Genomic DNA, 13,740 nt, shown 5'->3' on the forward strand with positions numbered 1-13,740 from the left:
GCCACCGGGCGGCATTTTGCCCGTGTACACCGGGGCTGTCGCCTGGTCGATCACTCTGTAGGAAAATTCCTACAAAATGTAGCGGAGCAAACTGATAGTGGCGCTTGCAGACATGAATTTACACTTTCTTTCGACGAGTTCGAGGTGCTGTCCATGATGGATAGGCGAGATATCGATCAACTTGCCCAGCGTCTAGTTTCGTTGGTTCCATCAGGATTGGCTCAGGCGCACCAGGATTTGCGCACCAACTTCGGCGATGTCTTGGCGCAAGGACTGCGCCACCTTGATCTAGTCACCCGCGAAGAGTTTGAAGTCCAGAGTCAGCTGCTGGCGCGTACGCGCGCCAAGGTCGAGGCTCTGGAGAAGCGAATCGCAGATCTCGAGGCCGGCGCCGCCAAGTAAGTATTGGGGCGCGGGCCCATGCCCCGGGAGCCGCCCCCGATCCGTCACCCTCACCCCGAGAACGATCGGGGGCGGCTATTTTCTCAGTAAGCCGCGTGTGGGAGTCGCTCCGTGTTCCAACCTGGCAGCCACTCCCTGGCATTGCGTCCCGCGCCGACTCCATGAGCCTTGCCGTAACGCTCAGCCGTGCCCAGGAAGGCGTGGCGGCGCCGCAGGTCATGGTGGAAGTCCACCTTTCCGGTGGCCTGCCCGGCACCAATATCGTCGGTTTGCCCGAAGCGGCCGTGCGCGAGGCGCGCGACCGCGTGCGCGTGGCTATCCAGAACACCGCGTTTGAATATCCCAACCGCAAAGTCACGGTGAACCTGGCGCCCGCGGAACTGCCCAAGGATGGCGGCCGCTTCGATCTGGCCATTGCGTTGGGCATCCTCGCTGCCGGTGGTCAGGTGCCGCGCGAGAAACTGGACGACTGCGAATTTCTCGGCGAGCTGGCGCTGTCCGGTGACTTGCGCGGCGTATCCGGCGTTTTGCCGGCGCTGCTGCGCGCCCGTGCCCGCGGGCGTCGGGTGGTGGTGCCTCGAGCCAACGCAGCAGAAGCCGCCCTGGTATCGGATGCCGATGTGCTGGTGGCCGATACCCTGGCCGAGGTGTGCGGTTGGCTGCGTGGTGCGCAGGAGCTGGGGCTGCCGACGGAGGCGCCGGGTGTGTCCTTTGACGACACCGGGCCCGACCTTGCCGACGTGCGCGGGCAACTCCAGGCGCGGCGCGCGCTGGAAATCGCTGCCACCGGCGGTCATCACCTGTTGCTGGTCGGGCCCCCCGGCACCGGCAAGACCATGCTGGCCGAACGCCTGCCCGGCATCTTGCCGTCCATGACCGAATCCGAGGCGCTGGAAACCTGCGCCGTGCTATCGGTGGCCGGCCAGGCCGTGGACCCCACGCATTGGCGGCGACGTCCGTTCCGCGCACCGCACCACACCAGTTCCGCGGTGGCATTGGTGGGCGGCGGTGCGGTGCCTCGCCCCGGTGAAATCTCCTTGGCCCATAACGGCGTGTTGTTCCTCGACGAACTGCCCGAATACGGTCGGCACGTGCTCGATGTGCTGCGCGAGCCCATGGAGTCCGGGCATATCGTGATCTCGCGCGCCGCCCGGCAGTCGACCTTCCCCGCCCAGTTCCAGCTGATTGCGGCGATGAATCCCTGCCCCTGCGGTTACGCGGGTGATCCTCGTCAGCGCTGCCAATGCACGCCGGATCAGGTACAGCGTTACCGGGCGCGCATCTCAGGCCCGCTGCTGGATCGCATCGACCTCAGCGTTGAAGTGCCCCGGGTACCGCTCAGCGAACTCGGCACCCCGCGCAACGCTCAGGACGAAGACTCCACTACCGTGCGCAACCGCGTGGTCAAGGCGCGTCATCACGCACTGATGCGTGCAGGGCGGCCCAACGCGGAAATCAGCACGCGCGAACTGGAGCGCGACTGCGCTCTTGGCCCAGCTGAGCGCCGCTGGTTCGACGCCGCGCTGGAGCGTCTTGGCCTGTCCGCCCGCGCTTATCACCGCACCTTGCGCGTGGCGCGCACCATTGCCGACCTCGAGGGCGGCGCGGCGTTGCTGGAGCGCTCACATCTCGCCGAAGCGCTTACGTACAGGCGTTATTGAAACAGTTTCGTGTGCGATGTCTGCTTCCGACCCGGAGTGGACAACATGGAAGCCCCCTCTTTCCGGGGAGGGTCAACGGTGTTACGCAGCGCCAAAGATGACCCCGTCAATACAAGGCGGGTCCGTAGCCATGCCAGAAGCATCGCTTGCGTGCCCGCGTGCAGGCTGAAGATGTCAGTTTCAGAGTGCTCACCGACGCACCGCATGGGGAGGAGCATGGATCGCGGCGTAGAGGATCGTTGGCAAGAATCGAAGGCGAATCTGCTTGCGCTCATCGGCGGGCGAGAGCAAGTCATTTTCGTTATCCCGGGATGGGAGCCCGTGGATTTGGCCGTGGGGCTGCAATGGCTCCGGGCATCGATATATGAAGGGTTTCGCGTTGGCTATCACGGTGCCGACGATGGCTCCGGAATTGTCATTCAATTCGAGATTTCTGAGCCTTAGCAAACATCCGCAACGTCCGTTTCCGACGCGAAGCGGATCGGCATGATTGCGCGTCCATTTCAATCAAGCCACGATGCGGCATCGGGGTAAGGGGAATTGAGCATGTCACGGGACTCCGTTGCGATCTGGTCCGAAGAGGCGCCGGATGGTCGGTTCGTTGGCTGTTATCGAATACTGCATCAAGGCATACAGATCGCCCAGGATCGGACGACTCACGCTTATGCGACAAGGCATGAGGCGGAGGAGGTCGCTCGAAGCACGGCACGCCTTGCCAGGGACGCACGCGGCTACGCTTAAATGGTTTAGCGCCACCGACCGTGGAAAAGCCCAGGCACTCGGGTTGAAGGTGCTCTTTTAGCTAGTCGCGTCATCAGTCGTGATGACGGGCTTATAACGGGTCGTGCCGCGTTCAACCCAAGATCCGCTTCTGACCCGAAGCAGGCCAAGCCAACGGACCCGGACCTCATCCATGAGGTGCGCAAGATCGCCTCAGAATAATTTTTGAACTGACGGGTATTGACTTACTCTGGCGCAGGCGTATTATCTGAACCCGCGAGTTCTCTAATGAACTCTGCCCGCCACCCCGGTATCGGTACTCCCTCCCCCTCCCCCGTCCGATACCGGGGCTTGGCCTTTCTCCTAGCTTCGCCCTTGCTTCCCGCTGACCGCCCACGGCTGGACGGCATTGTCACGAGCGTGTTCGGATACTTCGGTCGACCACGCCCGAAGGACCGTGCATGACGCTAGACATCGGATTGCTGCTGGTGCTCATGCTGGGCATCGGTTTTCTTGCGCAGTGGCTGGCCTGGCGGGTGAAGTTGCCCGCAATCCTATTCCTGCTGCTGGCGGGCATCCTCTTAGGGCCGGTCGCTCGCTGGCTAGTGCCCGACCAACTGCTCGGGCGGCTCGAGATACCGGTGGTGTCGCTGTCGGTGGCGCTGATCCTGTTCGAGGGCAGTCTCACCTTGCGCTTCAGCGAATTGCGCGAAATCGGCCACGTGGTACGCGGGTTGGTGACCTACGGTGCGGTCATTGCCGTGCTGATGCTGGGCGTGGCGGCGCACTACCTGGCGGGTTTGAGCTGGGAGGTTGCCTGGTTGTTTGGTGCGCTCACCTGTGTCACCGGGCCGACCGTCGTCGCACCGATGTTGCGCACCGTACGACCGAATGCGCGCATCGCCAATATATTGCGCTGGGAAGGCATCGTGATCGACCCACTTGGCGCGCTGTTTGGCGTGCTGGTGTTCGAGGCGGTGGTGTCGCATCAACAGGGTCGCACCATCAGCGTGTTCCTTACTGTTGTTGCTTTCGGCGTGGTCATCGGCCTGCTTGCCGCTTGGCTGCTAGCGTTTCTGCTGCGGCGGCAGATGATTCCGGAATATCTGCAGAACTACGGCACGCTGGTTGCGGTGCTGGCGGCTTTCACGTTATCGAACACGATGGCGCATGAGTCGGGCCTGTTGGCTGTGACGATCATGGGCATTGCGCTGGGCAATACGCGTGGCGTGCATATCGACGACATTCTCGACTTCAAGGAAAACCTCACGACGCTGCTGGTGTCCGTGCTGTTCATGCTGCTTGCAGCTCGCCTGAAGTTGCCGCTGCCCGATGGTGTGCTGTGGTCGGGCATTGCCATCTTCATCGTCGCGCAGCTGGTGGTGCGGCCGGTGACCGTGGCCATCGCCAGCATGGGCAGTACCTTGAGCTGGCGTGAGCGTGCGTTGATTGCCTGGATAGCGCCGCGCGGTATCGTGGCGGCAGCCGTTTCCGCGTTGTTTGCGTTGAAGCTGGAAGCGTTGGGTATGCCCGGTGCGCAACACATGGTGTCGCTGGTGTTCATTCTGATCATCAGCACGGTAGTGGTGCAGAGCGCCACCGCGCGCCCGCTGGCGCTATGGCTCAAAGTGGCGGAACCCGATGCTACGGGCGTGCTGGTCTACGGTTCCGATGGCGTGGCGCGCGCGGTCGCGCGTGCGCTTACTGATGCGGGTTTTCGCGTGATTGTGGCGGACGACCAATGGAATGGCATCCAGCAGGCGCGCATGGAAGGGCTTGCGACGTTCTTCGGGTTTCCCGCTACGGCCTATGCGGAGCGACATCTCGACCTCACCGGTATAGGTCGCTTGCTGGCCATGTCACTCAGTCGTGAGCGAAATGCCCTCGCGTGTGTGTACTACATGCAGGAGTTTGGTCGCACCAAGGTGTATCGCTTGCCTAGCGAGGCACCCCACGAGGCCAGTGATCGCGCGAAGCTGGGTGAGCCGCTGCAGGCGCCGCATCTGTTCGATGCCGAGATGACGCATGAGCGCTTTGCCGAGCGTCTGGCTGAAGGCTGGCGCATCAAGTCGACGCGATTGACGGCCACCTATGACTGGCCCAACTTCATCGAGCAACATGGTTCGATGACGGTGTTGCTGTTCGGCGTGGAAGAAAAAGGCGCGCTGCGCGTGGCATCGGTGAAGCGCGAACTGGAGCCGAGGCCGGGCTGGCTGATCATCACGCTGGTGCCGCCCGTAAGCATGCAGCCTACGCATTGACCTCCCTGCGTGGCGCACGCGGGGAGCGCAGGACAGGGCCGCGCTCCCCGCGCACGCGCCGGCGTCCGTGCCGGCTCACGCAACAGGATGCACTTCGTCAGGCGGCGCTGGCCTGGCGTGAGGCGTGAAACTGAGCCTCTTCAGTGGAACCCTTGAGCGCGGTGGTGGATGACTGGCCTTGTTGAATGGCCTGCGTCACGGCATCGAAGTAGCCCGTACCCACTTCGCGCTGGTGCTTCACCGCGGTGAAGCCACGCTCGGCGGCAGCGAACTCCCTCTCCTGCAACTCCACGAAGGCGCTCATCTGGCGTCGAGCATACCCGTAAGCGAGGTCGAACATGCCGTAATTGAGGCTATGGAAGCCGGCCAGTGTGATGAACTGGAACTTGTAGCCCATCGCACCCAGCTCTTTCTGGAACTTGGCGATGGTGGCGTCGTCCAGGTTCTTCTTCCAGTTGAAGCTGGGCGAGCAGTTGTAGGCCAGCAGCTTGCCCGGGTATTTCGCGTGGATGGCCTCGGCGAACTTGCGCGCCTCTTCCAGATTCGGCTTGCTGGTCTCGCACCACACGAGATCGGCATAAGGCGCATAAGCGAGGCCGCGGCTGATGGCCTGATCCAGGCCAGGGCGGACCCGGAAGAATCCTTCCACCGTGCGCTCGCCGGTGACGAACGGCTTGTCGTTCTCATCGATGTCGGAGGTGAGCAGATCCGCCGCATCCGCATCGGTGCGCGCCACGATCAGCGTCGGCACACCCAGCACGTCGGCGGCGAGGCGCGCGGCATTGAGCTTGTCGACCGCTTCACGCGTCGGCACCAACACCTTGCCGCCCATGTGGCCGCACTTCTTCACCGAGGCCAGCTGGTCTTCAAAATGCACGGCCGAAGCGCCCGCCTCGATCATCGCCTTCATCAGCTCAAACGCATTGAGCACGCCGCCGAATCCCGCCTCGGCGTCGGCCACGATCGGCACCATCCAGTCGATGTCGTCGGCACCTTCGGCGTGGTGCAGCTGGTCGGCACGCAGCAGCGTGTTGTTGATGCGCTTGACCACCTGCGGCACCGAGTTGGCCGGGTACAGCGACTGGTCGGGATACATCTCACCGGCGAGGTTCGCGTCCGCCGCTACCTGCCAACCACTGAGATAGATGGCCTGCAGGCCGGCTTTCACCTGCTGCATCGCCTGATTACCGGTGAGCGCACCCAGCGCATTGACGAACTCGTCCTTGTGCAGTGACTTCCACAAGCGCTCTGCACCGCGGCGCGCAAGCGAGTGTTCCACCGCTACGGTGCCGCGCAGGCGGGCAACGTCTTCAGCGCTGTAGTTACGCTGGACACCAGTCCAGCGCGGGTTATTGGTCCAGTCGAGCGCAATCTGTTCGGCGGTGGGCAGCGTGTTCTTCATGACAAGACTCCGTAGCGAGCGTGCTTTTGTGTAGGAGCGCACTTGTGCGCGACCGCAGTGTTGCGGTGTTGTTGTTCCGTCTGGCGTGGCGGGTCGCGCACAAGTGCGCTCCTACAGGGAAGAGCGGGTTATCAATCGATCTGGGCGTAAGCGGCCAGGGTGAGGAAATCGCCGAGTTCATCGGCATGGGTGAGTTGCCTGAGCAATGCAGCGGCATCGTCGGCGCGCTTGGCGTAAGGGCTGTTGCTTTCGCGCAGCCGATGCGTGTGGATGACCAGCGAGTGATCGAATAGCGCAAAGTCGATCGGCGCGTGATCGGTGAATTCAAGCGGCCCCAGATGCAGCCACTGCCACAGCTGTGCGCGTGCAATTTCCGCCGTGGCTGCGTCTTCCATCAGGTGATGGATCGGCACGCAGCCCTGCCCGTCCAGCCACGATGCGGTGTAACGCAACGCGACTTCCACGTTGTTGTTGAAGCCGTCGCGGGTAATCGTGCCGCTGCACGGCGAGATGAGCTGGTTGCGCGTGACGTTCACATCGGCGCGCACCACGTTGAGTTGGTTCGCCGACGGCATGTACTGGTCAAACACTTCCTGTGCCACCGGAACCAGCGCGGGATGCGCCACCCAGGTGCCGTCATGGCCAGCCTGCACTTCGCGCAGCTTGTCGGCACGCACTTTGGCCAGCGCAGCGTCGTTGGCGGCCTCGTCGCCCTTGATGGGAATCTGTGCGGCCATGCCACCCATCGCGAACGCGCCGCGGCGATGACAGGTCTGGATCAGCAGTTCCGAATAAGCCTTGAGGAACGGCACCGTCATCTGCACCTGGCCGCGATCCGGCAACAGGCGGTCGCGATGCGCACGGAAGGTTTTGAGGTAGGAAAAAATGTAATCCCAGCGACCGCAATTGAGGCCGACCACGCGGCCACGCAGTGCATGCAGGATCTCGTGCATCTGGAACACCGCGGGCAGCGTCTCGATCAGCACGGTGGCTTTCATGCAGTTCACCGGCAGATCCAGCGCCGCTTCGCTGGCGGCCATCACATCGTCCCACAACGCGGCTTCTTCCATCGCCTGCAGCTTGGGCAGGTAGAAGTACGGGCCGCGGTCACGTGCCTGCAATGTGCGTGCGTTGTGGAAAGCGAACAGGCCAAAGTCCACTAACGCACCGGCCATCGGCTCGCCATCGACGGTGATGTGCCGTTCCGGCAGATGCCAGCCGCGCGGGCGCACCACCAGCACCGCTGGGTTGGCGCTCACGCGATAGTGCTTGCCTTCCGGCGAGGTGTATTCGATCGAGCCGTTCACCGCGTCGCGCAGGTTGATCTGGCCATCGATCTGGTTGGCGAACGTTGGGGCGGAGGAATCCTCGAAGTCCGCCATGAACACCTTCGCGCCGGAGTTGAGCGCGTTGATGATCATCTTGCGCTCGACCGGGCCAGTGATCTCCACACGACGGTCGCGCAGGGCGGCGGGAATGGGCGCGACGGTCCAGTCACCCTCGCGGATGGCCGCCGTATCCGGGCGGAAGTCGGGCAGCACGCCCGCGTCATAGCGGGCCTGGCGGGCGTGGCGTTCGGTCAGCAGTTCGCAACGGCGCGCATCGAACAGGCGGTGCAGGCTGGCCAGAAAGGCCAGAGCCTCGGGAGTGAGGATGGCGTCATGCTCCGGCGTGGTCGCACCGTGAACCTGGGCTGGGGTGAGAACAACACGTTCCTTGGGGACAGCCATGGCACAAACCTCGGTGATGACGATGGGATGACACTAGGTCACCGAGATTTGCTTTGACAAAGCAAATGTTTCAATTTTTGATATTGTCTTTCTCAATGGTTATGGCAACTCATTGAGCAGAAAGCCATGAAAGATCCTGAAAAAATGCTGCAGGTGCGGAAAAAGGCGCGTTCGAAAGCGCCAAAGCGGCGAAAGGGGGACCGGTTGGCCGCAAGCGATACCGGCCGGTTCTACTACAAAGGCAACCGCCAGAAGCAGATGCGGGCGTTCGTCTACACGGTAAAGTTGGGCACCCTGACCCGGGCGGCCGAGGCGCTGTTTCTGTCTCAGCCAACGGTGAGCCTGCAGTTGCAGGCGCTGGAGCGGGAGCTCGGGGTCAACCTGCTCGAGCGCCGTCGCCGCCGCATCAACCTCACTGATGCAGGCGAGGCGCTTTATGAGCTGGCCCGTCCTCTGGTCGAGGGCTGGGAGAACCTGGACCGGGATTTTCAGGCCAAGGTGAAGGGGCTACAGGGCGGACGCCTGACCATCGCCGCGGGTAGCTCCACCATCCAGTACCTGTTGCCTGAGCTGGTACGCCAGTACCGCGACCACTTTCCCGACGTGCAGCTGCAGCTGGCCAACGTCACCGGAAAGGACGGCCTTGCGCTGCTGCGTGCCGATGAGGCGGACTTTGCGGTGGGTTCGATGCTCGATGTGCCCAACGATATCGCCTGGGCGCCGGTGTACCACTATGACCCGATGCTGATCATGCCGCTGGATCATCCGCTGGCCGCCGAGGCTACGCTGACGTTGCAGGACCTCTCACCTTATGGGCTGATATTGCCCCCGCAGCGGCTGTCCACTTATCGACTGGTGGATATGGTGTTCCAGCAGCGTCAGGTGCCTTACCGCGTGGCCATCGAAGTGGGTGGCTGGGATGTGATCAAGGAATACGTGGCGATGGGCTTGGGTATCTCCATCGTCACCGGCATCTGCATCACCGAGGCCGACCGCACGCGTTTGGCCGTCCGAAACATGAAGCAGTATTTTCCGCAGCGAAGCTATGGCGTGGTGATGCGCAAGGGGAAGTTTCTTACTGCCGAGGCGAGAGCGTTCGTGGATCTGGTGAAGCCGGGGTTGCTGACGCATCGCGACTACGACGACTCAGGTCACTCAGAACGTTGAATAGTCTGTTGTAGGAGCGCACTTGTGCGCGACCGCGGCACGTCGATGCGCCGCGGTCGCGCACAAGTGCGCTCCTACAAAAGAGAACGAGCGTCAGTTCTGGTGCTGAAGTGCGAGCTTCACGCCAAAGCCAAGCAACACCGCGCCGCACACGCGATCCATCCACTGGCCAAAGCGCGGGCGCGTGTTGAGCTGGTGATGAATATGCCCACCCAACAAGGCCAGCACCATCGACCACGTGGTGCCGGTGCCGATGAAGCTCAGCCCCAGCACCATCAGGCCCAGTTGCGGATGCTCGGCCTGCATCGAGACGAACTGAGGAAGAAAGGCAAGGAAGAACAACGCCACTTTCGGATTGAGCACATTGGTCAACATGCCCTGGCGAAAAGCGGCTGCGAGTCCGCGACCCTGCGTCACGGTGGGCTGGCGCGCACCACTGCGAGTCAGCAGCATGCGCAGGCCAATCCACACCAGATAAGCCGCACCGAGATACTTGAGCACGCTGAATGCGATGGCTGAAGTCATCAGGATCGCGGAAATGCCGAGCACCGCCGCCAGTGTGTGCACGATGCAACCGGCATTGATGCCTAGCGCCGCCATGACGCCCACCGCGCGACCTTCGCGGCCGCTGCGCGTGAGGATGTAGAACGTATCCAGCCCCGGCGTCAGGTTCAGCGCAATGCAGGCGAGCAGGAAAGCGCCGAAATGCTGGATACCGAGCGAAATCACAGAAGCCCCCTGAGAAGCACGATCATGGCGTGCTCTTTGTGAAGAGTGCAGCCATGGATGGCTGCATTTTGATCTTCGCGATCATGGATGATCGCACCAACTACGCATTACGGTGTTTGCCGCGGTACGGCGTAAAGAGCTCGCGAATCTTCACCATGTCCGCATCGTGATCTTCGGTGGCACACACGACGGGCCCGAACGTGAAGGTCTTGGTGGGGTAGTCGATAAAGATGGTCAGGATCGGCACGTTGGCTTCCAGCGCGATGCGCAGGAACCCGGACTTCCAGTGCTTGACCTTCTTGCGCGTGCCTTCGGGCGTAATGCCCAGCCACATGCGGTCATTCTCGTTGAAGCGCTTCACCATCTGGCCGACCACGTTGAGCGCGGCGCTGCGGTTGATGCCGATCATGCCGATGGGGCGGAGGATGATGCCCAAAGGGCCATCCAGCACTTCGCGCTTGATCATGACCTTGATGTCGGCCCCCAGGCCAATCTTCATCAGCAGACCCCAGACGCCGTCCCAGTAGGAGGAATGCGGCGCGCCGATCAGGATCAGCTTGGGTACGTTCGGCAATTCACCGAGCAGGCGCCAGCCGGATAGCCGCAGTATGCAGCGCGCCGCCCACGGCCAGAATCGGCTGTTGAGCTTGGGGGCTTCGGGCGGGGTAGGGGGGAGCAACTGCGTGCTCATTCACGACTCCAGTCACGCGAACGCGTTTGTTTGATCTTGCCCCGCTGCTGCTTGCCGGCGAGGCGGCGTTCTTTGGAAGCACGGGTGGGTTTGGTGGCAACGCGCGCCTTGGGAATCACCAAGGCGCCGCGGATGATGTCGACCAGTCGCTCGCGCGCATCCTCGCGGTTGCGACTCTGGTCGCGAAAACGTCGGGCCTGGATCACCAGCACGCCGTCATCGGTGAGTCGCCGGTCGCGCCGGGCCAACAGGCGTGCACGCAGCGGCTCGGGTAGCGAAGGTGAGTTCGCCACATCGAAACGCAGTTCCACCGCACTTTCGGTGCGGTTGACGTGCTGGCCGCCGGGACCGTCGGCACGCAGGAAGCGCTCGGTCAGCTCGGCCTCGGGCAGGGTGATGGATCGGCTGACAGTGAGCATGGTGCGAAGTTTAGCTGGCGCGCGTGACACGCTCCACGCCGCGGCGCCGCATCAGCCCGTCGGTAGCGTCCAGCCGAAGCGGTCGAGCAGGGCCTGATAGGCGGCATCCAGCGGCGCCTCAAGCCGCATGGGCTCGCCAGTGACCGGATGCGCAAAACTCAGCCGCCAGGCGTGCAGCAGCATGCGATGGCAACTGAAGTACTGCTTGTACAGGCGATTGTGATCGCCGCGGCCGTGCTGGCAGTCGCCGATGATGGGGTGATGAATGTGCGCCATGTGCTTGCGGATCTGGCGGAACCGGCCGGTATGCGGTTCCGCCAGCACAAGGGCGTAGCGCTGCTGCGGGTAGCGGCCGAGGGCAATCGGTACCTCCACCGTGGCCAGGCGCTGGTAGCTGGTGCTCGCTTCGCGGCGTGGCCCGGTTTCGCGCGAGCCGGGCAAGGGATAGTCGATCACCGCCTGCTCGGGGTCGGGCCAGCCGCGCACCACGGCGAGATATTGCTTGTGTACGTCGCGACCCATGAACTGCTCGCCGAGCGCGGCGGCGATCTCGGAGGAGCGGGCCACCAGCAACACACCACTGGTGGCGCGGTCGAGGCGGTGTGCCAGATAGGTGATACCGCCGACCTGTTCGCGCAGCAGGTCGATCAGGAATTCTTCGGCGTTGCCGACCATCTTGGAGCGATGCACGGCGAGGCCGGCGGGCTTGTTTACCGCGATGAGGGCGTCGTCTTGGTAGAGGATGTCGAGCATGGGAGGTTCTACGAGCTGCAAACTTGTCGATGTTTCCGATCGAAGCCGTCATCCCCGCGAAAGCGGGGATCCAGTGCCTTTGAGGCGTCTGGCAAGTACGAAAGTCGCTGGATCCCCGCTTTCGCGGGGATGACCGTGAGGGTAAATCAAACGCTGGTCAGACTTTTAACGGCGAGGCCAGCCAGCGAAGAACGCGAGCAGACCAGCTGCGCCAGCGACGGTCGCAGGCCACATGCCTTGCTCTGCCGCTTGCGTCCAAAGCACTGCGCTGCCAATCAACAAGCTGCCGCCCAGCAATCCAAATGCCAGTGATCGCCGCGAGCGCTGCGCCTCCTCATGCTGCTGGGCCAGCGCTTGCGGATCACTCACTTCGCGCCGCTCACCGCGCGCCACTTGTCGCAAGGCATCGCGAATCAACTCCGGAAACTCCGGTGCGGCGTGCAGCCATTCGGGCAGGCGGCGACGCACCGTGCGCAGCGTACGCAGCGGACTGTAACGCTCGCGCAGAATGCGCTTGAGCACCGGGTGCGCCACGGCCCAGATGTCGATCTGCGGATCAAGCATGCGGCCGACGCCTTCGATGTTCAGCAGCGTCTTCTGCAACAGGATGAGTTGCGGCTGCAGGGTCAATTCGTAGCGGCGCGCCGTCTGGAACAATTTCACCACCAGCTCGGCCAGCGAGATCTGTGACAGCGGGCGGGTGAAGTAGGGCTCGCAGACCGTGCGCACGGCGGCGGTGAGCTCGTCGATGCGTACGGTCGAAGGCATCCAGCCCGCGTCGACATGCAGCTGCGCAATGCGTGCGTAGTCGCGCTCAAACAAGGCGATGAAATTCTGCGCCAGCCAGTACTGGTCCTCTTCCGGCAGCGAACCCATGATGCCGAAATCCAGCGCGATGAAGCGCGGCTCGCCAGCACGTGCGGTGTCCACCCAGATGTTGCCGGGGTGCGCATCGGCGTGGAAGAAGTTGTCGCGGAACACCTGTTCGTAGAACAGGCGCACGCCCTTGATGGCGAGTGCCTTGCGATCCACGCCTGCCGCATCGAGCGCGGCAATGTCATCGCAGCTCACGCCGTAGACCCGCTCCAGCGTGAGCACGCGGGCGGCGGTCAAATCCCAGTGCACGGCAGGCACATACATATCCACGCCGCTTTCGAAGTTGCGGCGGAGCAAGCTGGCGCTGGCGCCTTCGCGCTGCAGGTCCAGCTCGTTTTCCAGCATCTTCTCGACTTCGGCAACGACGTCGAGCGGGCGGATCTTGTCGGCGTTGGGGTGCCAGCGCTGGGCCAGCTCTCCCAGCGAACGCAGCAGCTTAATGTCGCGCTCGATCTGCTTGTCGATGCCTGGGCGCAACACCTTCACCACCACCGCGCTGCCGTCATGCAGCGTGGCGGCGTGCACCTGCGCAATGGATGCGGAGGCGAGTGGCGTTTCATCGAAGCTCGCGTAGTGCGTTGCGATGGGGGCTTTCAGTTCCTGCTCGACGATGGCGCGCGCCTGGCTGCCGGGGAAGGGCGGTACCTGATCCTGCAGCAACGCCAGTTCGTCGGCGATATCTGCCGGCACCAGATCGCGGCGCGTGGACAGCACCTGACCCGCTTTGACAAAGATGGGACCCAGCGCCGTGAGCGCCAGACGCAGGCGTGCGCCACGCGATAAACCGCGGACGTCTTCGCGCGGCCGCGCTACAAAGGGGCGAATCAGCTTGAGCGGGCGGAACAGATGCGCGGCGTCGACCAATTCGTCCAGTCGGTAGGCAAGCAGCACGGAGGCAACGCGCATCACGCGCGGTACGACCTTCAGTG

12 protein-coding genes are annotated in these 13,740 nt (G+C 63.1%); 5 read left to right on the forward strand and 7 right to left on the reverse strand.

The features are described from left to right. The first annotated feature begins 153 nt into the window (after positions 1–153). From AC0GUR_RS16065 to AC0GUR_RS16080, 4 genes are all read left to right on the forward strand, one after another. The gene (locus tag AC0GUR_RS16065; RefSeq protein ID WP_472878539.1) at positions 154–402 is read left to right on the forward strand and encodes an accessory factor UbiK family protein; all 249 of its coding nucleotides are present in this window, start codon (positions 154–156) and stop codon (positions 400–402) included. 161 nt (positions 403–563) lie between these two features. After that, entirely contained in the window at positions 564–2,063 is a 1,500-nt protein-coding gene (locus AC0GUR_RS16070) for a YifB family Mg chelatase-like AAA ATPase (protein ID WP_472878505.1), read from the forward strand. Between the two features lie 216 nt (positions 2,064–2,279). After that, the gene (locus tag AC0GUR_RS16075) at positions 2,280–2,507 is read left to right on the forward strand and encodes a hypothetical protein (protein ID WP_472878506.1); all 228 of its coding nucleotides are present in this window, start codon (positions 2,280–2,282) and stop codon (positions 2,505–2,507) included. Positions 2,508–3,244: 737 nt separating this feature from the next. Further along, positions 3,245–5,044, forward strand: a complete 1,800-nt coding sequence (locus tag AC0GUR_RS16080; RefSeq protein ID WP_472878507.1) for a cation:proton antiporter — start codon at positions 3,245–3,247, stop codon at positions 5,042–5,044. 97 nt (positions 5,045–5,141) lie between these two features. Here the strand turns inward: AC0GUR_RS16080 and aceA are convergent, their stop codons facing one another. Further along, on the reverse strand, positions 5,142–6,446 hold the full coding sequence (aceA, locus tag AC0GUR_RS16085) for an isocitrate lyase (RefSeq protein WP_472878508.1): 1,305 nt from the start codon (positions 6,444–6,446) through the stop codon (positions 5,142–5,144). Between the two features lie 131 nt (positions 6,447–6,577). Then, positions 6,578–8,176, reverse strand: coding sequence for a malate synthase A (gene aceB, locus AC0GUR_RS16090; protein WP_472878509.1), 1,599 nt, complete (start codon positions 8,174–8,176; stop codon positions 6,578–6,580). 144 nt (positions 8,177–8,320) lie between these two features. Between aceB and AC0GUR_RS16095 the strand changes: the two genes are divergently transcribed. Continuing rightward, positions 8,321–9,343 (forward strand): LysR family transcriptional regulator, encoded by a 1,023-nt coding sequence (locus tag AC0GUR_RS16095; protein WP_472878540.1) that lies wholly within the window; start codon positions 8,321–8,323, stop codon positions 9,341–9,343. 93 nt (positions 9,344–9,436) lie between these two features. On the opposite strand, the gene AC0GUR_RS16100 is transcribed toward AC0GUR_RS16095, so the two are convergent. The 5 genes from AC0GUR_RS16100 to ubiB form a co-directional block, all read right to left on the reverse strand. Further along, entirely contained in the window at positions 9,437–10,072 is a 636-nt protein-coding gene (locus AC0GUR_RS16100) for a LysE family translocator (RefSeq protein ID WP_472878510.1), read from the reverse strand. Positions 10,073–10,172: 100 nt separating this feature from the next. After that, positions 10,173–10,763, reverse strand: coding sequence for a 1-acyl-sn-glycerol-3-phosphate acyltransferase (locus AC0GUR_RS16105; protein ID WP_472878511.1), 591 nt, complete (start codon positions 10,761–10,763; stop codon positions 10,173–10,175). Further along, positions 10,760–11,182 carry an alternative ribosome rescue aminoacyl-tRNA hydrolase ArfB gene (gene arfB, locus AC0GUR_RS16110; RefSeq protein WP_472878512.1) on the reverse strand — a complete coding sequence of 141 codons (423 nt, stop codon included), beginning with the start codon at positions 11,180–11,182 and terminating at the stop codon, positions 10,760–10,762. Before arfB ends, AC0GUR_RS16105 begins: the two co-directional genes overlap by 4 nt. Positions 11,183–11,233: 51 nt before the next feature. After that, positions 11,234–11,935: a pseudouridine synthase gene (locus AC0GUR_RS16115; protein WP_472878513.1), complete on the reverse strand. Its 702-nt coding sequence runs from the start codon at positions 11,933–11,935 to the stop codon at positions 11,234–11,236. Between the two features lie 165 nt (positions 11,936–12,100). Continuing rightward, a complete protein-coding gene (gene ubiB / locus AC0GUR_RS16120; protein WP_472878541.1) occupies positions 12,101–13,717 on the reverse strand; it encodes a ubiquinone biosynthesis regulatory protein kinase UbiB in 1,617 nt (538 codons plus the stop codon). Positions 13,718–13,740: the final 23 nt, after the last annotated feature.

The organism is Dyella sp. PARNA 12/25 (assembly GCF_055702865.1).